General features: G+C 58.8%; 19 protein-coding genes and 1 pseudogene. 9 read left to right on the top strand and 11 right to left on the bottom strand.

Annotated features, from left to right (window positions below; genetic code table 11):
• Positions 1–22 precede the first annotated feature (22 nt).
• Both ilvN and B9P63_RS12280 read right to left on the bottom strand, forming a co-directional pair.
• The gene (gene ilvN / locus B9P63_RS12285; RefSeq protein ID WP_085309145.1) at positions 23–583 is read right to left on the bottom strand and encodes an acetolactate synthase small subunit; all 561 of its coding nucleotides are present in this window, start codon (positions 581–583) and stop codon (positions 23–25) included.
• 119 nt (positions 584–702) lie between these two features.
• On the bottom strand, positions 703–2,457 hold the full coding sequence (locus tag B9P63_RS12280) for an acetolactate synthase 3 large subunit (protein ID WP_085309143.1): 1,755 nt from the start codon (positions 2,455–2,457) through the stop codon (positions 703–705).
• A 358-nt stretch (positions 2,458–2,815) separates the two neighbouring features.
• On the opposite strand from B9P63_RS12280, the gene B9P63_RS12275 reads away from it, so the two are divergent.
• Complete coding sequence (locus tag B9P63_RS12275; RefSeq protein WP_085309141.1) at positions 2,816–3,430, top strand: SDR family NAD(P)-dependent oxidoreductase; 615 nt, start codon at positions 2,816–2,818, stop codon at positions 3,428–3,430.
• 45 nt (positions 3,431–3,475) lie between these two features.
• Here B9P63_RS12275 and B9P63_RS12270 read toward each other — a convergent pair whose 3' ends face one another.
• From B9P63_RS12270 to B9P63_RS12260, 3 genes are read right to left on the bottom strand one after another with little or no spacing between them, the layout of a single operon-like run.
• On the bottom strand, positions 3,476–4,036 hold the full coding sequence (locus B9P63_RS12270) for a pseudouridine synthase (RefSeq protein WP_085309139.1): 561 nt from the start codon (positions 4,034–4,036) through the stop codon (positions 3,476–3,478).
• A complete protein-coding gene (locus B9P63_RS12265; RefSeq protein WP_085309138.1) occupies positions 4,033–4,686 on the bottom strand; it encodes a response regulator transcription factor in 654 nt (217 codons plus the stop codon). The genes B9P63_RS12270 and B9P63_RS12265 overlap by 4 nt, the downstream gene beginning before the upstream one ends.
• Entirely contained in the window at positions 4,683–6,119 is a 1,437-nt protein-coding gene (locus B9P63_RS12260; RefSeq protein ID WP_085309136.1) for a cache domain-containing protein, read from the bottom strand. Before B9P63_RS12260 ends, B9P63_RS12265 begins: the two co-directional genes overlap by 4 nt.
• A 273-nt stretch (positions 6,120–6,392) precedes the next feature.
• Between B9P63_RS12260 and B9P63_RS12255 the strand changes: the two genes are divergently transcribed.
• From B9P63_RS12255 to B9P63_RS12245, 3 genes are all read left to right on the top strand, one after another.
• Entirely contained in the window at positions 6,393–7,478 is a 1,086-nt protein-coding gene (locus B9P63_RS12255; protein WP_085309134.1) for a TRAP transporter substrate-binding protein, read from the top strand.
• Positions 7,479–7,629: 151 nt separating this feature from the next.
• The gene (locus tag B9P63_RS12250; RefSeq protein ID WP_085309132.1) at positions 7,630–8,556 is read left to right on the top strand and encodes a TRAP transporter small permease subunit; all 927 of its coding nucleotides are present in this window, start codon (positions 7,630–7,632) and stop codon (positions 8,554–8,556) included.
• Positions 8,556–10,910 carry a TRAP transporter large permease gene (locus tag B9P63_RS12245; protein ID WP_085309130.1) on the top strand — a complete coding sequence of 785 codons (2,355 nt, stop codon included), beginning with the start codon at positions 8,556–8,558 and terminating at the stop codon, positions 10,908–10,910. The genes B9P63_RS12250 and B9P63_RS12245 overlap by 1 nt, the downstream gene beginning before the upstream one ends.
• A gap of 148 nt (positions 10,911–11,058) precedes the next feature.
• Here the strand turns inward: B9P63_RS12245 and B9P63_RS12240 are convergent, their stop codons facing one another.
• From B9P63_RS12240 to B9P63_RS12225, 4 genes are all read right to left on the bottom strand, one after another.
• Positions 11,059–11,883, bottom strand: coding sequence for an arginyltransferase (locus B9P63_RS12240; protein ID WP_085309129.1), 825 nt, complete (start codon positions 11,881–11,883; stop codon positions 11,059–11,061).
• A 92-nt stretch (positions 11,884–11,975) separates the two neighbouring features.
• Complete coding sequence (locus tag B9P63_RS12235) at positions 11,976–12,416, bottom strand: RDD family protein (RefSeq protein WP_085309127.1); 441 nt, start codon at positions 12,414–12,416, stop codon at positions 11,976–11,978.
• Between the two features lie 83 nt (positions 12,417–12,499).
• Complete coding sequence (locus B9P63_RS12230) at positions 12,500–12,925, bottom strand: DUF2852 domain-containing protein (protein ID WP_085309125.1); 426 nt, start codon at positions 12,923–12,925, stop codon at positions 12,500–12,502.
• A 112-nt stretch (positions 12,926–13,037) separates the two neighbouring features.
• Positions 13,038–13,505 (bottom strand): YbaK/EbsC family protein, encoded by a 468-nt coding sequence (locus B9P63_RS12225; protein WP_085309122.1) that lies wholly within the window; start codon positions 13,503–13,505, stop codon positions 13,038–13,040.
• 126 nt (positions 13,506–13,631) lie between these two features.
• Here B9P63_RS12225 and B9P63_RS12220 point away from each other — a divergent pair, with 126 nt between their 5' ends.
• The 4 genes from B9P63_RS12220 (at position 13,632) to B9P63_RS12205 (ending at position 19,306) form a co-directional block, all read left to right on the top strand.
• A complete protein-coding gene (locus tag B9P63_RS12220) occupies positions 13,632–16,421 on the top strand; it encodes a bifunctional [glutamate--ammonia ligase]-adenylyl-L-tyrosine phosphorylase/[glutamate--ammonia-ligase] adenylyltransferase (RefSeq protein ID WP_085309120.1) in 2,790 nt (929 codons plus the stop codon).
• Positions 16,421–16,687, top strand: a complete 267-nt coding sequence (locus tag B9P63_RS12215) for a hypothetical protein (protein ID WP_085309118.1) — start codon at positions 16,421–16,423, stop codon at positions 16,685–16,687. The genes B9P63_RS12220 and B9P63_RS12215 overlap by 1 nt, the downstream gene beginning before the upstream one ends.
• A complete protein-coding gene (locus B9P63_RS12210) occupies positions 16,684–17,409 on the top strand; it encodes a GNAT family N-acetyltransferase (protein WP_085309116.1) in 726 nt (241 codons plus the stop codon). Before B9P63_RS12215 ends, B9P63_RS12210 begins: the two co-directional genes overlap by 4 nt.
• 82 nt (positions 17,410–17,491) lie before the next feature.
• Positions 17,492–19,306, top strand: a complete 1,815-nt coding sequence (locus B9P63_RS12205) for an ABC-F family ATP-binding cassette domain-containing protein (protein ID WP_085309114.1) — start codon at positions 17,492–17,494, stop codon at positions 19,304–19,306.
• On the opposite strand, the gene B9P63_RS12200 is transcribed toward B9P63_RS12205, so the two are convergent.
• Positions 19,278–20,345 carry an AbrB family transcriptional regulator gene (locus B9P63_RS12200; RefSeq protein WP_245830655.1) on the bottom strand — a complete coding sequence of 356 codons (1,068 nt, stop codon included), beginning with the start codon at positions 20,343–20,345 and terminating at the stop codon, positions 19,278–19,280. The two genes, B9P63_RS12205 and B9P63_RS12200, sit on opposite strands and share 29 nt — an antisense overlap.
• A gap of 87 nt (positions 20,346–20,432) precedes the next feature.
• Between B9P63_RS12200 and B9P63_RS12195 the strand changes: the two genes are divergently transcribed.
• A complete protein-coding gene (locus B9P63_RS12195; RefSeq protein WP_085309110.1) occupies positions 20,433–21,452 on the top strand; it encodes a cytochrome P450 in 1,020 nt (339 codons plus the stop codon).
• Between the two features lie 21 nt (positions 21,453–21,473).
• Here the strand turns inward: B9P63_RS12195 and tnpC are convergent.
• Positions 21,474–23,090 (bottom strand): annotated as a pseudogene (tnpC, locus tag B9P63_RS12190) (IS66 family transposase).
• Positions 23,091–23,092 lie beyond the last annotated feature (2 nt).

Genomic DNA, 23,092 nt, shown 5'->3' with positions numbered 1-23,092 from the left:
CGCGCCCCCACAAGAGTTGACATCAGGCTCCGCGCGACAGCGCTGCAACGCCTGTGCGTGCTAGCTCTGCAAGGCCGAGCGGACGCATCAGATCGGCAAAGGCGTCGATCTTATCCGTCGGTCCGGTCAGCTCGAACACGAAACTTTCCAAAGTGCTATCCACCACGTTGGCGCGGAAAATATCCGCCAGTCGCAGCGCTTCGACGCGCTTCTCGCCGGTGCCCTCGACTTTGAACAGCGCCAGCTCCCGCTCGACGGAGGGGCCATCGACTGTCAAATCATTGACGCGGTGCACGGGCACGATGCGCCCAAGTTGCGCTTTGATCTGCTCGATCGCCTGCGGCGTGCCAGTGGTGACGACGGTGATCCGGCTGAGCTTGCCGGAATGATCGATCTCCGCCACGGTCAAGCTTTCGATGTTGTAGCCGCGCCCTGCAAACAGGCCGATGACGCGGGCCAGAACGCCTGCTTCGTTGTCGACGATGACAGCAAGCGTGTGGGTTTCCTGAACATCCGAAAAATTGGGGCGCAGGTTATAGGCGGAATGGCTGTTCGCACCTTTTTTGATCTTAAGAGGTGACATCACTTTGTCCTTCTTTGGTCTATAAATACCTTCGGGGGGTGCGGGGGGCAGACAGCCCCCTGCGTTAAACCTGTGCGGGAGCGGGGGCAGACAGCCCCCGCTTGCCTAGCAAATTAGCTTTAAACCAGCACAGAGCCTTTGGCATCGATTGCGCCTTGCGTGTCGGCTTCGCCCATGAGCATCTGGTTATGCGCCTTGCCCGACGGGATCATCGGGAAGCAATTTTCGTGCTTGGTCACCAAGCAGTCGAAAATCACCGGTCCGTCATGAGTGATCATTTCCATGATCGCGTCATCGAGCGTGTCAGGATCAGAGCACAGTATGCCCTTGGCACCAAAGGCTTCCGCCAGCTTTACGAAGTCGGGCAGGGATTCAGACCAGCTCTCGGAGTAGCGCTCGCCGTGCAGCAATTCCTGCCACTGGCGCACCATGCCAAGGCGTTCATTGTTCAGGATAAACTGTTTGACAGGCAGGCGGTACTGCATTGCCGTGCCCATTTCCTGCATGTTCATCAGCCAGCTGGCTTCGCCGGCTACGTTGATCACAAGCGCATCGGGATGTGCCATTTGCACACCAATCGAGGCGGGGAAGCCATAGCCCATCGTGCCAAGCCCGCCCGAGGTCATCCAGCGGTTCGGGTCCTCGAAGTTCAGATATTGCGCCGCCCACATCTGGTGCTGACCCACTTCGGTACAAATGTAGCGGTCATGCTTCTTGGTCAGCGCTTCAAGCCGTGACAGGGCGTATTGCGGTTTGATCACCTTGCCCTTTTGCTCGAACTTCAGACAATCAACGGCGCGCCATTCATTGATCTGACCCCACCATTTCTGGACCGCGCCTGAGTTGGTCTTGCGCCCGCGCGCTTTCCAGACTTTCAGCAGGTCTTCTAGGACATGACCCACGTCGCCGACGATGGGCATATCCACGCGGATCACCTTGTTGATCGAGGATGGATCGATATCGATATGTGCCTTGCGGCTGCCGGGGCTGAACGCGTCGAGCACGCCCGTGATGCGATCGTCAAAGCGCGCACCGATATTGATCATGAGATCACATCCGTGCATCGACATGTTTGCCTCGTAAAGCCCGTGCATGCCCAGCATCCCGAGCCATTTGTCGCCCGATGCAGGATAACAGCCGAGGCCCATCAACGTGGAGGTGATGGGAAAGCCTGTTGCCTCGACCAATTCGCGCAAAAGCTGGGTCGCGGCAGGGCCGGAGTTGATCACGCCGCCGCCGGTGTAAAATATCGGGCGCTCTGCCTTCTCGATCGCCTCCACCAGTTCGGTGATCGTTTCCAGATCTCCCTTCACTTGAGGTTGATAGTGGCCCAGATTGGCCTTGGCCGGCGGGGTGTAGTAATCGGTCGCGAATTGCACGTCCTTGGGGATATCTACCAGAACCGGACCGGGGCGACCTGTGGTCGCGACGTGAAAGGCCTCGTGGATAGTACCAGAGAGCTTGGATGTCTCTTTCACCAGCCAGTTATGTTTGGTGCAAGGGCGGGTGATGCCAACGGTATCGGCTTCCTGAAAGGCGTCGGAGCCGATCATGAAGGTGGGCACCTGACCGGTCAGAACCACGATCGGGATCGAATCCATCAAAGCGTCTGTGAGGCCCGTCACCGCGTTGGTCGCGCCGGGGCCTGAGGTCACAAGACACACGCCGGGCTTGCCCGACGAGCGCGCATAGCCCTCGGCGGCATGCACCGCGCCTTGCTCATGGCGTGCCAGAACGTGACGAATCCCGTTTTGCTGGAAAATCTCATCGTAAATGGGGAGAACAGCGCCACCGGGGTAACCGAAGACTGTGTCGACGCCCTGATCCGCCAGAGCTTGAACCACCATTTTCGCACCGGTCATTTTCTGTGCCATGCGCCTGTCTCCATCTATCTAAAAGGCGTTGTCATTTTGGTCGCATAAAAAAAGCCCCCGTCCAAGTGGCGGGGGCGCATGGTTTCCCTCACGGGTGCCGCTAGCGGCCCATGCGCCTGAAATTCACGATGACGACTAGGTCGATCATTGTTGAGAGCTCCTCTTAGCGTGCGGGGACATTATGTGGCTTGAAACAGAGGGTCAACAGGGGCAATGCAGAAAAAATGTCCGTTGGGGCAGGTTTTTCTTTCCATTTATTGCGCAAAGCGGCGTGGGCTGCGACATAAGTCGGAAAATACACTGCTATCACGCCTGAGCGGGGCATGTTACCAAGCGGCAACGCGGCTTGGGGACTCTTGTGAAACTTGAAGGCAAGCGGATCGTCGTCACTGGCGGTAGTGATGGCATCGGGCGACACATTTGCCTCAAGCTGGCGGAGCAGGGCTGCCATTTGGCCATTTTGGGTCGCGACAAAGCGCGCCTTGGCACCGCGGCAGAGGAGGCGTCGGGCCTTGGCGCGACCAGCGCGCGCAGCTACTGCGTGGATTTCATGGACAGTGCCGGCATCGCCAGCGCCGCGGCCCTGATCATCGCCGATCTGGGCGGCGTGGATATCTTGATTAACAATGCAGGCATCTGGCACAAGGCCGGTCCGCTTGACAGCATCAGCGATGAAATGCTGCACTGCACAGTGCAGACCAATCTTACCGCTGCGATGCAGTTGACGCAAAAGCTATTGCCGAGCCTGCGCGCGCAGGGAGAAGCTGCCATTGTCAACGTAGTTTCCAAATCTGGCGTGCTCGCGCAGGCGGGGCTGTATCAGAGCGGGACGAACACCGGCATGTTCGCCAAAGCGGGAGAAGACGTCCCGAATGATATTTTCACAGAGCCCGGCGATCTGGCGGATGTTGTGATTTTCATGCTCTCGCGCCCTGCGAAGCTCTGGATGCACGATGTACGGATCGAGCTTTGATCAGTAGAATGCAGTGCGGTATATTTCACAGAAATATATCTCCTCTCAAGCGTCCCGCCATGTCCCGCTTTCGATCCCATCGAGACTCCACTCTCCAACGGACCAGCGCACGAGGCGCAGGGTGGGATGGCCGATGGCTGCCGTCATGCGGCGCACTTGGCGGTTGCGCCCCTCGGTGATGGTCAACTCCAACCAGCAGTCGGGCACGGATTTGCGAAAGCGGACTGGCGGATCGCGCTCCCATAGGCTTGGCGCTTCGATGCGGCGCACTTTGGCGGGGCGGGCTTTGCCATCTTTAAGATCGACGCCGGTGCGCAGCACCGACAGGGCGGCGTCATCGGGAATGCGTTCCACCTGCACCAGATAGGTCTTGGGTTTTTTGAACTTAGGATCGGCAATCTGCGCTTGTAAACGCCCATCATCGGTCAGAACCAGCAAGCCTTCGCTGTCGCGATCGAGGCGGCCCGCAGGGTAGACGCCCGGCACATCGACAAACTGCGAGAGCGTGGCGCGCGCGCTGCCGCTCGTGCCTTTGTCGGTAAACTGCGAGAGCACGCCGAAGGGCTTGTTCAGCAAGATGACGCGCCCGCTCACAGGTCCGCTCATAGAAATGCGCCGGTGCCTTGCAGCACGCCGTGCTCCATCGCGTAGCGTGTCAGCCCTGCGGTCGAGGAAATGCCCAGCTTGCGCTTGATGTTCTTGCGGTGGGTTTCCACCGTGCGCACGGAAATATCCAAGGCCGCGGCCACTTCCTTGTTGGAGCGTCCCTTGGCCAGTTGCAGCAGCACCGTCTGCTCGCGACCGGTCAGGGATTCGCGCGCTTCGCAGCCCTCGTCAGGCACGAGCGAACCTTTGGCACCGATGCACAGGTAGCGTTGTCCGCGCATCACCGTGTCGATCGCAGTCTTGATTTCATCCGTGGGCACGTCCTTGAGCACATAGCCCATCGCGCCGTAGCTGAGCGCGGTGGTGATATATTCAGGGCTGTCGTGCATGCTCAGAACTAGAATGCGTGTCTGCGGGCGTTGCTCCAGCAGTAGCTCCATTGCGCTGAGCCCGTTCATGCCGGGCATGTTCAGATCAAGCAGGATCACATCAGGCGCCAGCGCCTCTGCGCGCGCAAGTATGTCTGCACCCGAGGCGCAGGTTGCGACCACGTTGATGTCGTCATAGCTCTCCAGAATGGCCTGAATGCCTTCGGTTACCATGGGGTGATCATCGACGATGGCCACACGAATTGCGCTGTTGCGGATCATGGGCTTGCATCCTCCAGATCGACGCCGGACAGGGATGCGCCGGCTTCTGGCGCCAGCATATGGCTGAGCGGCACGCGCGCTTCAATAGTGGTGCCGCTTTTCGTTGAGGTGACGGACAATGCACCGTCCAGTTGCTCCATGCGTTCTTGCATGTTGCGCAGGCCGATTCCGGCGTTTGGCGCGCTGCGCGCCGCTTTCGCAGGTAGGCCGCGTCCGTTGTCGCAAATCGTGAGCACCGCGCCGCGCCGATCACCGCGTATATGCACGCGCACTTCACTGGCATCTGCGTGCCGCTCGATATTGGTTAGTGCTTCCTGCGCGACGCGGTAGAGCGCGATCTTGGCATCCCCATCAAGGCGGTTGCGAAACACCACCGTATCGAATTCGGTCGCGATCCCTGTGCGCTGGGTGAAATCCTCGCTCAGTGCTTTGAGCGCAGGACCAAGCCCGAGATCATCCAGAACGCCGGGGCGCAAATCACGGCTGATGCGGCGCACTTCCTGAATGGCGCCTGACAGGCTTTCGATGCCTTTGTCCAGCATCGCGGGGGGCTTGCGATTTTCGCTGCCAAGCTGTCGGCGCGTGACGTCCAGCGCATAGCGGATACCCACGAGGATCTGGCTGATACCGTCGTGAAGCTCGCGCGCGACGCGCCCGCGTTCTTCCTCTTGGGCGTCGAACACGCGCTGCGTCAGCGCTTTCAGTTTGGTATCGGCCAAACGCCGCTCGCGCACGTTAAGCATCAGGCCCGAGCCGAAAACCACCAAAAGCGCCGCCAGCGTGATCGCCCCGATATAGATGAAGGTGGCACGCGTGCGCGCTTCGACCTGCGCGCGGCTGGAGGCGACAGTGGCAATGACGTCATCAATAAACACGCCCGTGCCGACCGCCCATTGCCAGCTTGGAAAACTGGTCACAAAGGTGATCATCCGCGCCTCTTCTCCGCTGGAGGGCTTGGGCCAAAGATACGAATGATAGCCCGCGCCCGAGCGTGCGATGGCGATCAGCTCGTCCACTATGGGGGTGCCTTCACTGTCGCTTAGCCCGGACCAATTGCGGTTGATCAGGCGCGTGTCGCGCGGGCTGACCAGATTGGTGCCGTCATACTGATAGACGAAAAAGCTTCCCTCGTCGCCGTAGATCATCGCCGAAAGGATTTGCTTCACCTGCTGCTTGGCGACTTCATCGTCTGGCGGTGCAGAGCCATAAATAAAGTAGAAGCCGTTGCGCGCCTGCGTGACGTAATTGCGCAATTCATCCTTCTTGGCCTCGATCAGGGTTTGCTCGAGCGTGGCAATCTCGCGTTCGGCCAATTGGCGCGATTGATAGGCCACCAGAAGGGAAATCGCCGCCACTGCGAAGATCAGGGGCAAGGTTCCAAGCAGAAACAGCTTTTGCTTGTAGCTCAGAGACGGGGGCGACAGTGCGATCATGGTGCACAGCTAGCGGCGAATCGAGGGCGAATCAAAGCAATTGCGCGACTGCACCTGCGGGTTTAGCGGCGAAATCGGGTCATCTGCGCATGAGGGCACAGCGAATCTGTCAAATAATGCGCCTAAAAGCGCGAATTTATGCGCCTCTACCAAAAACTTGGTATTCCGCTGCGCGCCGCGCCTGCGTAGGGTTCGCCTACTTGAAACGATCCGCGCTGGGAGGGCTGATCTATCTTGCCCTTTTGCGCATCACCACAATTGGGAGGATTCTAAATGGATCGTCGTTCTTTTCTAAAAACATCCGCACTTGGCGGTTCGGCAGCGGCAGCGGCAACGCTTGCGGCACCAGTCTATGCACAAGGCAAGCGCGTTCTGACAATGGTACAGTCCTGGCCCCGCGGCTTCGCGGTTCTGGATGATGCGGCAACGTATTTCCAGGAAATGGTAGGCGCGATGTCCGACGGTCAGCTGACCATCGACAAGAAAGCCCCTGGCGAGCTCGTTGGCGCATTCGAAGTCTTTGACGCAGTGTCCTCCGGTCAGGCAGACCTCTATCACTCGGCGGATTACTATTTCATCGGCCAGCACCCGTCCTACGCCTATTACACGGCGGTTCCGTTCGGTGCGACTGCACAGGAACTGACCAACTGGTATCACCACGGCGGCGGCCACGAGCTGCACTCCGAGCTGGGCGAGATTTTCAACCTCAAGCCTTTCCTTGCTGGTAATTCCGGTTCGCAGTCCGGCGGTTGGTTCCGTAACGAGATCAAATCGGCAGCAGACTTCAACGGTCTGAAATTCCGTATGCCCGGCCTTGGCGGTCAGGTTCTCGGCAAGTTGGGCGCATCGATCCAGAACATTCCAGGCGGCGAACTCTACCAAGCGCTGTCTTCTGGTGCTTTGGACGGTCTCGAGTGGGTTGGCCCGATGGCCGACGAGCGCGCTGGCTTCCAGGAAGTTGCGAAAGTCTACTACGCGGCTGGTTTCCACGAGCCGGGCTCCGGCTTGACGGCGGCGATGAACCTCGACGTGTACAACGATTTGGCTCCTGCGCATCAGGCGATTATCGCCAATGCGGCAATGGCGGCGACGCATTTGCAGCTATCCGAGACGCTGGCGAACAATGGCGCGGCGCTTGCCCGTCTGCAATCGCAAGGCGTGAAGGTTCTGCAATTCTCCGACGACGTCTGGGATGCGTTCGGCGCGGCTTCCAGAGAAGTCATGGACGAGAACATGGGCGACGAAATCTTCGCGAAAACGCGCAAGAGCTTCGAAGATTCCATTGCCGCGTCTTCAGCCTGGATCGACAAGTCGGACGGCTACTACGTCCAACAGCGTAACCGCGTTCTGGGTAACTAAGCCCCTCGCGGCAGATAAAAACGGACGGGCCTCTGCAGTTTGCAGGGGCCTTGCCAATAACGGACCCTTGTAGAGCGAGGCGCAGCAAAAATGCAGCCGCACACAGGGTTCGAAACTGAGATCAAGACTGGGATCAAAATGGGGGACACAGATGGCGGATGAAGCATCTGGCGGAGCACTTGTCGCGATAGGCACGGGTTTGCTCTGGGTTATTCAGAACATTGGCATGGCATTTTACAATTTCGGCTATGCTGTGACGCATCCGGCGTCCTGGCTTGATTGGTCCGATCCTTCTGCCAAGATGAAATTTATCTACTATGGCGGCTCGGTCGAATTCTTTTTCGTCGTGTTTACGGCGTTTCTGGTTTTGACGGCCATCGGCCTTTGGCGCAATTCGGTGATGTGGGGAACTGTTCGCATCCTAGAGGGGTTCGCCAACACCGTTGGACGCTTCTTCGCGTGGGCTGGTCTGCTCATGGTGCTCCAGCAAATCTTGATCGTCTTCATGCAGCGCATTTTTACGCGCCCCGACATTTCCATCGGTTTCGGTATTCCGCTACAGTTTGACATCTCGTGGTTCGCGGAAGAACTCAAACTTTACAACGCTTTGGTCGTTTGCCTTTGCGCGACCTACACCTTTGTGCAAGGCGGCCATGTGCGCGTGGACCTCGTGTATTCTGCGGTGCGGTTCCGTACGAAAAGGGTGATCGACATGGTCGGGTCCATGATTTTCATGATGCCCGCCGCCGTGTTGATCTGGATGTATGGCTGGTACTTCATGTGGCGCCATCTGGTCACGCCCAAGGTCTCTGCCTCCGACAGTCTCGAGCTTTTGGAGCGCAAAGCGCGTTTGCTGAAATGGAACGTAGAAACCATCGGTTTCTCGCCCAACGGCTTTACCGCCTATTTCCTGTTCAAAGTCTTGCTGGTGACCTTCACGGCGATGGTATTCTTGCAGGCGATCGCATTTTTCTACCGCTCATATCTGGAGTGGAAGGAAGGCCCCGAGAGCGAGGGCAAGTACCTCGACAAGGATTCGCTTGGCGATGGGGAAGAAGCATATGAGGGGGCACACTGATGCTTTTTGGACTTGATGGCGTTGAAGTTGGCCTGATCATTGTATTTCTGTGCCTGTTCGGGGGTATCCTTTCGGGCTTTCCGGTGGCCTTTGCCATTGGCGGCGCAGGGGTTATTTCCTTTGGTATCATCGCAGCGCTGGACGGCGCGGGATTGCTTATTCACCAAGCGATTGACACCAGTTCGGCTGTATATGCCGATCTGGTCAATTCGGGGATAAAACCCGAAGCGATTTCGGTTTTCCGATACCCCGAACTGCCGCGTATTCTTGAGCCTGTGTTCCCACGCGGCTGGGAGCATGCGCTGGATCGCAACGTATCTTTCATCGTCAACCGCATGAACGAGCGGGTCCTTGCGGGACAATCGATTGAAACATTGCTTGCGGTTTTGATGTTCGTTCTGATGGGCATCACGCTCGAGCGCTCCAAGATTGCGAATGATCTGCTGACCACGATGGCGCGCGTCTTTGGCCCGCTGCCCGGCGGTTTGGCTGTTTCCGTTGTCGTCGTCGGTGCGTTTCTCGCGGCCTCGACGGGCATCGTTGGCGCAACAGTCGTCACCATGGGTTTGCTTTCGCTCCCCACGATGCTGCGCAACAATTACTCGCCCGAGATCGCGACAGGGGTCATCGCGGCCTCCGGCACGTTGGGACAAATCATTCCGCCCTCGATCGTGATTGTTCTGCTCGGCACGCTTGCGGGGGATTTGTATTCGTCCGCTCAAGAGGCGCGTGCGCAGCTTGTGGGTTGTACGGATGCGCTGACCTATCTGGGCGAGCCTGCGGTTGTTTCCGTCGGCACGCTGTTCCAAGCGGCTCTGTTGCCGGGTATTTTGCTTGCTTTGCTTTACGCGCTGTATGCCTTTGGCTACGCGCTGGTTAATCCAGACAAAGCACCGGCGGTAGAGCTGGGTTCGACCAGCGATCAGGTGATCACGCGCAGCGAGAGCTTTACATGGTTTCTTGGCGTTCCTGTTGCGGTGATTGCGGGTGTCATGCTCCTTGGCAATCTCAATATGGTCGGCTCGCAGAGCATTCAGGTGGACAGTTTCACCGACATTGGTGAAAGTGCGAGCCTTCGCACGAATGTCGGGCCGGATTGCCAAGCGGCGATGATCGATCTTCACGGTCAAGAGGCTTGGGATGTTGCTGTAGCGCAATCGGCAGAAATCGAAGCACAGGGCGGTGTCGTCGCCAGCGTCAAGCTGAGCGATGAAGAAATGATCGCTGCGATTGCTGCCAAAGAAGCTGCGGCCGCGCCGATCGGTACGGGCATTGCCATTCTTGCGGTGATCTTCACGCTGATCCTGACGACTGCGAAAGGCGTGCGCCCGACGGCCAATCACGCGCCGATCTATATCGGCCTCATTGGTGTTGTGCTGGGTCTTCTGGTCGATATGCTGCTGATCCGACCCTCGACAAGTTCGGGCGTCACGGTGATCTTGATGCTGATTCCTTGGGCGATCACGCTTTACGGATGTACCCATGCGGCGATTATGCTGGCCAAGAACGAATTGATCCGTGTGGTCTTTCCTCCGCTGGTTCTGATCGTGGCGGTGCTTGGCTCTATCCTTGGCGGTATTACCAACCCGACGCCGGCTGCGGCGCTTGGTGCGGGTGGCGCGCTCATGCTGGCGGCCTATCGCCGTCTGCGTGATGAGGACAAGTCGGGCAAGGTCATCCTGTTCTCGACCTTCGCGGTAATCTTGATGATCCTGATCGGCGTAAATTTCGATTTGCGGGTCAATCAGGGCGATATCAGCTTCGAGAGCTGGGTTGCTTTCGGATTTGCCTATACTGCATGGCTCTATGCGGCGTTCGGTTTGCTTTATTCGTGCTACGTCCTTTACCGCGCGGGTATCTTGCCGCCGGTAGTGCGCGAAACGGCGAAAGTGACGAGCATGGTCTTCACCATTCTCATTGGCTCGCAAATCCTGAACCTCGTGGTGATTTCCTTTGGCGGAGAGCATTATATCCAGCAGTTCCTGCGTAGTTTCGACAATGAGCTGACGGTCTTCCTGATCGTGATGCTGGTGCTGTTCATTCTTGGCTTCGTTCTTGATTTCCTCGAGATCATTTACATCGTGATCCCGATCGTCGGACCGGTGATTTACGGCGGCACGTTCGATCCCAAATGGGTGACGATCATGATCGCGGTGAATTTGCAGACCTCCTTCCTGACGCCGCCCTTTGGCTTTGCGCTATTCTATCTGCGCGGGGTTGCGCCCAAGGAAGTCACGACGCGCCATATCTACCGCGGCGTGATACCCTTCGTGCTTATTCAGGTGTGCGGATTGGGTCTGCTTTGGGTGTTCCCGTCGATCGTGACGATCATTCCGGATTTGATCCCGAATTGATCTGAACGAGATGTTGTTAAAATGAAAAACGAGGCCCTTGGGCCTCGTTTTGCTTATTTGCAGGGTTTGAAATTCCTCTTTGAGGAATTTCGTTTCGCGCGAGGCGCGAGAGTTTAAAAAGCAAGATGAAGAGTGGAGGCGCGCGCGTTTAATCCGGAACAGCGCGGTAGCCACCGGGGAGCGAGATATTTGCGACCTGCTCGGCGATCGGCGCTGTGGAGAGCGGGTGCAAAGTGGTCTCGAACTCTTTGGGATCGCGCAGCTTTTGCCATGTACCGGACGAGAAAACCTCAAGGCCGGAAAACCCCGCCTTATAGCCCATCTTTGGACTGCCCGGCACCCAATAGCCCAGATAGACATAGGGCAGTCCTGCGCCGCGGGCGATTTCGACATGATCGAGAATGATGTGCGATCCGAGCGATTGGCGCGGTGCATCAGGGGTATAGAAGGAATAGACCATGCTTAGCCCGTCATCGAGCACATCGGTGAGGCAGACGGCGGCCAGCTCGGAGGTGGTTTCATCGGCATATTCGATCACGCGGCTGCGGATCGGGGTTTCTTCGATCATCGCGGCGAATTCGAACACGTCCATATCCACCATGCCCCCTGCGGCGTGGCGCGCTTCGAGATAGGTGCGAAACAGTGCGTATTGCTCTTCGGTGGCCCAAGGCGAGGTCGCGCGCCGCTCGAGATGGGCATTGCGGCGCAAGATGCGTTTCTGGCTTTTGCTAAGGGTGAAGGCCGCCACATCGATACGCGCGGACAGGCAGGCGGCACAATCGGCGCAGGACGGGCGATAGAGCACGTTTTGCGAGCGCCGGAAGCCCTGTTTAGACAGGCTGTTGTTTAGCGCATCCGAGCCGTCCCCTTGCAGCGCCGTGAATAATTTACGCTCCATCCTGCCCTCGAGATAAGGGCAGGGCTGCGGCGCGGTCACGTAGAACTGCGGTGCAACGGGAAGTGTGTGGCGCATGGGGGCTCTTTCCTTTGGACGCAGGCTAGCCCCAAAGCTGCGCAATTCAAAGCCCCCCTAAGCGGGAAATTAAACTGAAATTGCGTAGTGCCTTAGCGCCGGTTGATCATCACCGAGCCAAGTGCGAGATCCGTCAGGCTTTGAGCGCGCGCAGTGCCGAGCATCATGATGATCGAAGCGATCTGCACCAGCACGAATGCCATGGACAGCGAGTAGCCCAAAGTGTGCATAACCGCTTGCGGAAAATCAAAGCGTTCGCCGCGTGCATCGCGCAGCTCGATCGCCATTATGCGCATGCCCCATGTGGCAGAGGAGGCGCTGATAGTGACGCAGCGGTAGCCAAAGCCGATCACCAAAGCGAGTAGCGGAAAGAAAAACAGCCCGGCGAAGGCTGTGAAAGGGATCACCAGCACCGTCAAAAGCAAAGTGATGGCAGTGTCGATGATCCATGCGATCAGGCGTTTGGTGGGCACGGAGGCATAAAATTGCGGCGCGCGAAATGGATCGGGGTGATTATAATTACTTTGTGTCATGGCCCTGGGGTGCTTGTGAGTGAAACGGATTTGCGGGCCACATCCCTCAAAGGGGGCGGCCCGCGATTGATTGTGCGGTGCGATTATGCGTCTTCGGTTTCATCCTTGGCGCGGGCGGCAGGTTTGGCGCGCTCGTCCATGAATTCATCGAACTCTGCCTTGTCCTTGGCATCGCGCAGGCGCTGAAGGAATTCTTCGAATCTGCCTTGTTCGTCCTCAAGGCGGCGCAGCGTGTCTTCCTTATAAGCATCGAATGCCGAGTTGCCAGACGGGCGCATAGCTGAAAACCCTTGTGTCATGGAAGTGCGGCCGCGGCATGTGCGCGAGAACTTGTTGCTCCAGATCATGTAGAAAAGCAGGGCGAGGCCGACAGGCCAGATGAAGATAAATCCGAGAACCATAGCTGCGATCCAAGCGCCTTTGCCCTTGGCATCGAGCCAGGCCTCGGCGCGCGCGAACCAGCTTTGGGGCGCTGTGGTATATGCGGGGGCTTGGGCGAGGGTGGTCATGTAACTCTCCTGATCAAATGTGCGTTGATGTGAACGTCTTTCACATTAATAAGATGGTGAATTCTTTCGCCCTTGCAAGGATAAATGTGAATGTTTTTTACATTAGGATTATTTACGATTTAAAATCAGAAGCTTGTGAGTTTGAGATATTCAACATTTCGGCTGGTGCTGCGCTGAAAACATGGCGCGGGGTGCCGGCGGCAGCCCAGATTTGGGCAAAATCCATCAACTTGGAATCGAAAAAGGCACGCGTGGGCGTAAGGTGTCCGATGGGGGACACGCCGCCGATGGCAAAGCCGGTCTGTGTGCGGATGAGCAAAGCATCGGCCTTGCCTAGCGGCTCGCCCGCGAGCGCAGAGGCCTTGCCCGCATCCACCTGATTGCCGCCCGCGGTGAGGAACAGCAGGCATTTGCCCGAATGCGCGCCGAGAAAGATGATCGATTTGACGATTTGATCCACCTCGCAGCCGATCTTGGACGCGGCCATTTGGGCCGTTGTCGCCTGACCCGTCTCTCGGATCGTATCGGGCAGGCCGCTCGCCAATAAAGCGGCGCGCACGCGTTTGAGGGATTTGCTCATGCTTTTTCGTCTCCTGTGTCGCTAAAGTTAATCCCGCGCGCGGTGTCTGCGCAATCCCAAGTTCTCCTGTCTTGTTCCTGCGCAAGCCCCATTGACGCGGCGCTTTTGTAGTGAACACTTGCCTGCATGAATTTCGACTCTCGCATCACCCGCGCCTCGAGCGCCTTTGAGCCGAGCCTCGGGGCGGAGGCGGCTGATTTGATCTGCGATCTGCGTGCAAGCACGCGCGAGGTTGTGATCGGGGCCGCCGGGTGCAGCCCCTATTTGAAACGGCTCATTGCGCAGGAGGCCAGGTGGCTCGAACAGGCGCTTGATGGACCTGAATCTGCGGTTGCTACGCTGTTCGCGGAGCTGCCAGAAATTACCGCCAAGGCGCTGCCCTCGGGCTTGCGCCAAGCGAAACGGCGCATCGCACTGATCACGGGGCTGGCGGATCTGGGCGGCGTCTGGCCGCTTGAGCAGGTCACGGGGGTCTTGAGCGATTTTGCCGATCTAGCCGTTACCACGGCCCTGCGCGCCACTGTTGGTGCAGAAATCGCACGTGGCAAATTGCCGGGGATGAGCACGGACAATATTCACGATGCCGCCGGAATGAGCGTGCTGGCTATGGGAAAAATGGGTGCGCATGAACTGAATTATTCTTCAGACATTGATCTGATTTGCCTCTTTGATGAGACCCGCTTTGCCCCCGATGATTTCCATGATGCGCGCGCATCTTTTGTGCGCGCGACGCGGCGCATGGCGGCTATGTTGAATGATCTGACGGGTGAGGGATATGTGTTTCGCACCGATCTGCGCCTGCGACCCGATCCTGGCGTGACACCCGTGTGCATGGCGATGGAAGCGGCGGAGCGCTATTACGAGAGCCTCGGGCGCACTTGGGAGCGTGCGGCCTATATCAAGGCGCGCCCCTGCGCCGGCGATCTGGACGCGGGGGCGGGTTTTCTCAAGACGCTGACGCCGTTCGTGTGGCGCAAGCATTTGGATTTTGCAGCCATTCAGGACGCCCATGACATGCGTTTGCGCTACCGCGAACACAAGGGCCTTGGCGGCGCGATCAAGCTCTACGAGCACAACATGAAGCTGGGGCGCGGCGGCATTCGCGAGATCGAGTTCTTTACGCAGACCCGCCAGATCATCGCAGGCGGGCGCGACCCAGATTTGCGCGTGCGCGGCACCATCGAGGGCCTTGCTGTCCTTTGTGCGAAGGGCTGGATTGCGGACGCGGCTGCGGCAGATTTGAGCGATCATTACCGCGCGCACCGCGAGGTGGAACACCGCTTGCAGATGCTGAACGATGCACAGACCCATAGCCTGCCCAAATCCGATGCGGGCTTTACGCGCCTTGCCGCGTTCATGGGCCGCGAAGAAGCTGAAATGCGCGCCGATGTGATGGCGCGCCTCGAAGCGGTGCATGAATTGACCGAGGGCTTCTTTGCGCCCGAAGCTGCGCCGCGCCCGGCCGAGCATAGCTTTGACGAACGCGTGCTGACGCGTTGGCAAACCTATCCTGCCCTGCGCTCCGAGCGGGCAGTGGAAATTTTCAACCGCCTGAAACCCGATGTGCTGACGCGCTTGTCCGCTACGGCCAAACCCGGCGAGGCGTTGCTGGCCTTCGATGGTTTTCTGGCGGGGTTGCCTGCGGGCGTGCAATTGTTTTCGCTCTTCGAGGCCAATCCGCAACTGATTGATTTGCTGATCGATATCGTTGGCACGGCGCCTGCACTGGCGCGTCATTTGTCGCGCAATGCGGGCGTTTTCGATGCGGTGATCGCGGGACGTTTCTTTGATGATTGGCCCGGCACTGACAAGTTGAGCGCGGACCTGCGCGCGATCCTTGCGGCCGAGAGCGATTATGAGCGCAAGCTGGATGCGACGCGCCGCTGGGCGAAGGAGTGGCACTTTGGCGTTGGCGTGCATCATTTGCGCGGTTTGGCCGATGGGGCGCAGATCGCGGCGCGCTATGCGGAACTCGCCGAGGCGTGCCTGCGTGCGCTCTGGCCGCATGTGGCCGCGCAATTTGCAGCCAAACACGGCGAGATGCCGGGGCGCGGTGCGGTGATTGTTGGCATGGGCTCGCTTGGGGCGGGACGGCTTAATGCGACCTCGGACCTTGATCTGATCATGATCTACGATGCAGACGGGGCCGAGATGTCGGACGGCAAACGTCCTTTGCCTGTGCGCCAATATTATGCGCGCCTCACGCAAGCTATGGTGACGGCGATGACCGCGCCCATGGCCGAGGGCCGCCTCTATGAGGTGGACATGCGCCTGCGACCGTCGGGCACGCAAGGCCCCGTGGCGACCTCCTTGCAGAGCTTTCAGGACTATCAGGAAAATCAGGCCTGGCTGTGGGAACATCTGGCGCTGACCCGCGCGCGGGTGGTTGCGGGCAGCAAAGCGCTTGGCGCGGATGTGGAGGCGCTGCGCCTGTCCGTGGTGCAGCGCAGGCGCAATCCTGCGATGGTGCTGGACGAAGTCGCCAAGATGCGCGCACGCATATCTGCGGCGAAACAGGCTAAGTTCTGGGACGGAAAACTCGGCGCGGGGCGTTTGCAGGATATCGAGCTGCTTGGACAGGCGGGCTTGCTCGGCTCTGGTAGCGCAGCGCGCGAGATCGAGGCGGGATTGGCCGCTTGCGTCGCTTTGGGCTGGATGGACGCCGCTGGCAGCGCAGCGCTTTTGCGCGCGCACAGGCTTTTCTGGCATATGCAACTGGCGACCAAACTGCTGAGCGAGACTGTGATAGAGGATGCGCAAATGCCCGGGGTGCTGGGGCAGGGCGGGCTGGCCTTCTTGCTGCGTGAAACCGGTTTTAGTTCGCTCGCAGACTTGCGCGCGGGAGCTGCGCAGATTGCCGCCGATGCCGCTCAAGCGCTGAATTTGGCGCTGCCACATAACGAGAAGGAAGCGTAATGCGCTCACCCAAAGGCGATGCACTTGACCCCAAAGGACTGGTGGCGGAGGCTTATAAAATCGAGGGTATCACCCCTGCCGAATGCCGTTCGATCTTTCTGGATTGGGCGCTGAACGTGCAGGGTGACACCGCGGCGGCGATCACGGTTCTGCTGGAGCGTCACAGCCCTGCGGACCACCCGATGTCGCAGGTTCTGCGCGAGGGCCTTGTTGTCGGTGAGCGTCCGCGCCGGCGCGGTGGTTGGCGCAGCCGCGAGCGTCCGTGAGCACACTTTTGCAAAAGGGGCGCTACCGCGCGCGCCAAAGCTGCGCGCCGGCTGATATCGCCGCGGCACTTGCACTGCGCGCGCGCGCGTTCGGCTGCGATGACGGCGATGCACTGGATGCGATTTGTACGCATATTCTGGTAGAAGAGGTAAAGACGGGGCGCGTATTGTGCTGTTTTCGCATGCTCTGCCTGATAGGAAGTGATCTGGCGCAAAGCTATTCGGCGCAGTTCTACGAGCTTTCGGCGCTTGAAGCCTTCGACGGGCCGATGGTGGAAATGGGCCGTTTTTGCACGCACCGTGATTTTGCAGGTGACGCGGATGTGCTGCGCATGGCCTGGGGCGCGATGACGGCCTATGTGGATGCGCATGGCGTCGAGCTCTTGTTTGGCTGCTCTTCCTTCGCAGGCACGGACACTGCGTCTTATCTTGACAGTTTCGCCATGCTCAAAGAGCGTCACCTTGCGCCATCGCGCTGGTGCGTGCGCGTCAAGGCACCCAATGTGTTTCGCTACGCTGCAAAACTGCGCCAAACACCCGATATCAAACGTGCGATGCGCGCCATGCCGCCGCTTTTGCGGACGTATTTGATGATGGGCGGCTGGGTCAGCGATCATGCAGTGGTGGATGAAAAGATGAACACGCTGCATGTGTTTACAGGCGTGGAAATTCGCGCGATCCCTGCTGCGCGTAAACGGCTATTGCGTGCGCTTGCCGGTTAATTCGGGACGCTCCGCGGGAAGTTTTCTTAGGAAGATGAAGAGGGGCGTTGACCTTTGCTCGGGCCTTGCGTAGCTGGCAGATATGGCACGCGCACCGATACTCCAGCTCTCCGACATTTCCCTCACTTTTGGGGGAGATCCCGTATTCAACAGCCTTGATCTGGTTGTTCAGCCCGGGGATCGCGTCGCTCTGGTGGGGCGTAACGGGTCGGGCAAATCCACCTTGATGAAGGTCATGGCGGGACTGGTCGAGGCCGACACCGGAACGGTTGTCGCAGGCCCGGGTATAAACGTTGGCTATATGGAGCAGGAGCCGGAGATGAAGGGTTTTGCGACGCTTGGCGATTTTGCCTTGAGCGCGCTTGATCCCTCCGAGGCCTATAAGGTCGAGCGCGCGGGCGCGGGTCTCAAGTTTGATCCGGCGCGCCCTGTTGCGACTGCTTCTGGCGGGGAACGTCGCCGCGCGGCGCTTGCTAAGCTGATGGCCGAAGCGCCGGGTTTGATGCTGCTCGACGAGCCGACGAACCACCTTGATATTGAAGCGATTGGCTGGCTCGAGAACGAGCTCAAGAGCACACGCACGGCGTTTGTTCTGATTTCGCACGACCGCGCGTTTTTGAACGCTTTGACCCGTGCAACCCTGTGGATTGATCGCGGCAAGGTGCGCCGTCAGGAAAGAGGCTTTGAACATTTCGAAGTCTGGCGCGATACGATTTGGGAAGAAGAGGACATGCAGCGCCATAAACTTGATCGCAAAATCAAGTCCGAGGCGCGTTGGGCGGTCGAGGGTATTTCCGCACGCCGCACGCGCAATCAGGGCCGTGTACGCGCGCTGCAGGACTTGCGCGCTGAGCGCGCTTCGCAAATTCGCCGCCAGGGCACGGCGGCTATGGCTCTTGATGGCGGGCAGACCTCGGGTAAGAAGGTGATCGAGGCGGTCAATCTGAATAAAGAGTTTGACGGTAAAGCAATTGTTCAGAATTTCACGCTAACTGTGCAGCGCGGGGACCGCATCGCGTTTGTTGGGCCGAACGGCGTGGGCAAGACGACATTGATCAAGATGCTCATGGGTGAGGAACCTGTGGATAGCGGCACAGTAAAATTGGGTAGCAAGCTGGAGGCCGCGATCTTTGATCAGGCGCGCTCTCGGCTTGATCCGGATATGAGCCTTTGGGACAGCCTTACGGGCGATCCCGAAATGCGTGTGTCGGGCAAGGCGGACCAGATCATGGTGCGTGGTATGCCGAAGCATGTTGTCGGCTATCTCAAAGAGTTCCTCTTTGATGATGCGCAGGCCCGCGCGCCTGTGCGTTCGCTCTCGGGTGGGGAAAAGGCGCGATTGTTGCTGGCTAAGATCATGGCACGCGAGAGCAATCTTTTGGTGCTGGATGAGCCGACGAATGATCTTGACGTGGAAACGCTTGATCTGCTGCAAGACCTGCTGGGCGAATACCCTGGCACTGTGCTGCTGGTGAGCCACGACCGTGATTTTCTCGATCGCGTAGCGAGCACGACTGTGGCGATGGAGGGCAACGGGCAAGCGGTGGTCTATGCGGGCGGCTGGAGCGATTACCAAGCGCAGCGCGCTGAAATTGCAGTAGCGCCTTCGGAAAAAGGCGCGGGAAAATCTGCCAAAGGCGGCTTTGCAAAGTCTACGAGTGACACTTCTGGCAAGCTTACTTTCAGCGAGAAACATCGCCTTGAGGAATTGCCGGCCGTGATCGAACGCCTCGGAGCGGAAATTGCCAAGCTCGAAGAATTTATGAGTGATCCCAACCTGTTCACCGATGAGCCAGTGAAATTCGCCAAGGCCAGCGACGCGCTTGTGGAACGTCACACCGCGCTGAGCGATGCCGAAGAAGAATGGATCATGCTTGAGGAGAAGGCGGGCGGGTGATGCGCGCGTAACCTGCGCTCATGATGAAGACCGTCAGCGCGATGCGGTAAACATGGGCGATCGTCACTAGCGCCGGATCGGCGGCAAGGCTGAGCGCAACGAGGGCCATTTCGGTGACGCCCCCAGGGGCGAGGCTGAGCCAGGCTGCGCTTCCCGAAACATCCGCAAGGCTGATGATCAGCAGCGCAAGCGCCGCGCCAAGTGCGAGCATGATGATCGAGGACACGATGGCAAGCGTGACGCCGCGCCGTAGCACCGCCGCGCTCAGCCCGTTGAACCGCAAGCCCAGCGTCGCGCCGATCACAATTTGCGCAAGGATGACCAGCCAGGCGGGCAAGGTCAGCTCTGCCCAACCCGTCGCTGTCAACAACCCTGCGAGGATCAAAGGCCCTGTCATTTGACCTGCCGGAATGCGCAAGGCCCGGCCAAGCGCGTAGCCGAGCACCCCGATCGCGATAATTTTCCACAGCGGGCTGATTTCGCCTTGTGACAGGCTCGCCATGCCTGCCGCGCTGCCCACGGGATGCCCGACCCAAAGCGATATCGCGAAAGGGATCAGCGTGACCACAAGAATGATGCGCAGGAATTGCTGCACCGTGAGCAAGCCGATCTGTGCGCCCGCGCGCTCGCCCAGCGACATCGCTTCGATCAAACCGCCCGGCGCGGCGGAAAAGAAGGCGGTCGGCACATCGTAACCGCCGTAGCGGCGCATCATCCGGTAGTTGATGAAATGCGCGAGCGGTGCAAAAACCGTGACCACGCACAATAGCGCCGCGATGGGGCGCCAATCGGTGAGCAGCTCCAGATGCACCTGCGCCCCGATCAGCAAACCGATGCAGGCGATGAAGGGCATGCGCACATATTCCGGCACAGCGTAACCCGCCATGAAACTGCGCGGCAGGAAGGCGACGGCGAGCGCGCTAGTGGCCATTGCACCGAGCATATAAGGCAAGGGAAGCGGAAAATGAGACATGATCCAGCCACCAAGGCTTCCCAAGATCAGAAACATGGCGGTTTTAAGCAAGGTCTTGGCGTGCACTTGGTCTTTCCTCTTTGCGCGGAGACTAGGGCTGCTAGAATGGCGGTGCAAGTGTGCGGTAACATGTGAAATAGAGGGGACGATCAGATGCTGGGATGGTTAAAGGCGCGGCGCGAGGCGGCGGAATTTAGCGTCGATCTGCCGTTTGATCTAAGCGCGCCCGCCTTCATCGCCGACCCCTATCCAAGCTATGCGTGGCTGCGTGAAAACGCCCCTGTCGCTGAGTTGCAGGGGGGCGGGTATCTGTTGACGCGCCATGCGGACATTCGCGCGGCGTTGACCAATTCTGCGCTTGGCAATGCGCCCTCGCGCTTTTCCACATTGGCTCCGCGCAATACGCAGAAATATGTTGCGGCCGATCTTGCCTCGCATATCCCGCCGTTTCTGGATGCGCCGGAACACAAGCCGATGCGCCAGATGGTGTCGCGCTCTTTTTTCAATGCTTTCAAAGAAATGCAAGATTCTCTTGATGTTCTGGCACGCGCGCAGATTGCGCAATTGAACGCGGGCGACGATTTGATCAGTGCCGCTTCGCAGCCGTTTTCCGTGATCGCCATGTGCCGCTTTTGCGGCGTTGCAAGCGCGCCAGAGCAGATGAAAGATTTTACGCAGGCCTTCTTTCATCTGTTCGCGCCGCTGCGCGATCCTGAGGTCTTTGCACAGGTTAATGCTGCGCTGGCGGCGTTTCGCGCGGTGCTGGCAGAGGCATTGGAGGCGGGGCCGCCCGAGGGCAGTTTGCTCGCGCAAATGCGCGCATTTCAAGCCCAAAGCGAGGGGATTACCGACGCACAAATCGTGGATAATTGCCTATTGGTGTTCGCGGACGGTGTGGAAAACATCGAAGCTGGCGTCGCGAGCTTGATGTTGGTTTTCGAGCAGGCGGGCATTTGGGATGATTTGCAAAGCGGTACGTTGTCGATGGAGCTTGCGGTGCGTGAGGGACTGCGTTTGCAAACGCCCGCGCAACTGGTGCCGCGCGTGGCGCGCGAAGGTATTGAACTCGGGGGCGTTCAGATAAAAAAGGACATGCCAGTGTTTCTTGCGCTGGCCTCGGGCAATCGCGATGGTGCGGTTTTTGATGCGCCAGATACCTTCGACGCCGCGTAACCGCTTCTTTGATACCGCAGGTTATGCGGCTTGACTGCCGGTGACGGCTGCCATCGGTTTCCAATTCCACGGGAGCAATTCATCGAGCCGGTTGATCTTGTGATCATGGATACGGTCGAGGATGTCCGCGAGGTAAGCCTGCGGATCGAGGCCGTTCAGCTTGGCGGTTTCGATGACGGTCATGGCGCGGGCGAGAGTTTCCGCGCCGGTATCAGCCCCCGCGAAGAGCCAATTTTTCCGTCCAATTCCAATCGGGCGCAGGGCGCGCTCGGCTGGGTTGTTGTCGATCGCGACACGCCCGTCAGTCAGGAACAAGTTGAAGGCATCTTTGCGGCTCAGCCCATAACGGAAGGCTTTGGCCAGATCGCTCTTGCCCGGAATGCGCAGGAGTTGTTGTTCTGACCAAGCAAAGAAGGCCATAACCTTTGGCTGGCTCAGCTTTTGACGCGCGGCATGGCGTGCATCCGCAGGCTGGCCGTTTATGTCGCGCTCGATGTCATAGAACTTGCCGATCCGGTCGAGTGCCTCGCGGGCGATCTCGGACTTGGTCGAGGTCCAAAAGTCATGGAAGTCGCGCCGCAGGTGTGCCCAACAGGCGGCTTCGCGCAAACGCGGCATGCCACCCGGTTCAGGCACGTAAAGCTTGGCATAGCCTTTGTAGCCGTCCGCTTGCAAAATACCGCGGGTATTGGCCAGGTGGCTCAGGACATGCTCTTCCTTCCAGTTAGGTGCGAACCGATAGACGGCCCCGGGTGGTATCGCTCACACCCATGGCCGTTGGTCGCGCACATAGACCCAGATCCGGCCTTTTCTGACCCCTTTGCCAAGGCCCTTATCGCGTAGGGAGCGATCCAGAACCCGGATCGGCGTGTCATCTGCATGCAGCAGATCGCTGCCCATGATGTCGGCCTCGATCCTCTCGATCAGAGGCAGGAGGGTCTTCATGGCGCGGCCGCACCAACCGACAAGTGTGCTTTCAGGGATGTCCGCGCCCATGCGGGCAAAGATCTCGTGCTGGCGATAAAGGGGAAGGTGATCATCAAATTTGGAGACCAAAATGTGGGCCAGCAGGTTTGGTCCCGCCATGCTGCCTGAGATCGGGCGGCTCGGTGCGGGCTCTTGCACCATCTTTTCGCAGCGACGGCAGGATTTCTTGATGCGGGCTATCTGGACGACTTTCATCTGCGCCGCGATCATATCGAGCAATTCGCTGACGTCATCGCCAACCACACGCAGATCGCCGCCACAGTCGGGGCAGCAGGTGCCAGGATCAAGTTCGCGACGCTCGCGCAGGGTTGCATCAGACACACGCGGGCGGCGGCGCAAAGCGGGCGCAGCGGACTCCTCTGGCGACGGTTCATTCTGCCCATCGTCGACGGGCGCGTCATCGTCTTCTGCCACAGCAACCAGTAGATCTTCGAGCGCCAGTTCCAGCTGTTCGATCTCGCGTTCGATCTTTTCAGAGGATTTGCCGAAAGCCAGTTTCTGCAACTTGGCGATCCGCAAGCGAAGCGCCTGAACCAATTGATCATGGACACGCAGCGTCGCCGTGATCTTGGCGTTTTCTGCCTGCAAAGCGGCAATCATAGCCTTCAAAACAGCAGGGTCGTCTGGTAGGTTCTCAGCAGGTTTCGACATGC

Source organism: Planktotalea arctica, assembly GCF_002105285.1.
GTDB lineage: Bacteria > Pseudomonadota > Alphaproteobacteria > Rhodobacterales > Rhodobacteraceae > Planktotalea > Planktotalea arctica.
The sequence above is the reverse complement of the archived record's forward strand: the minus strand, read 5'-3'. Positions and strand labels throughout refer to the sequence as shown.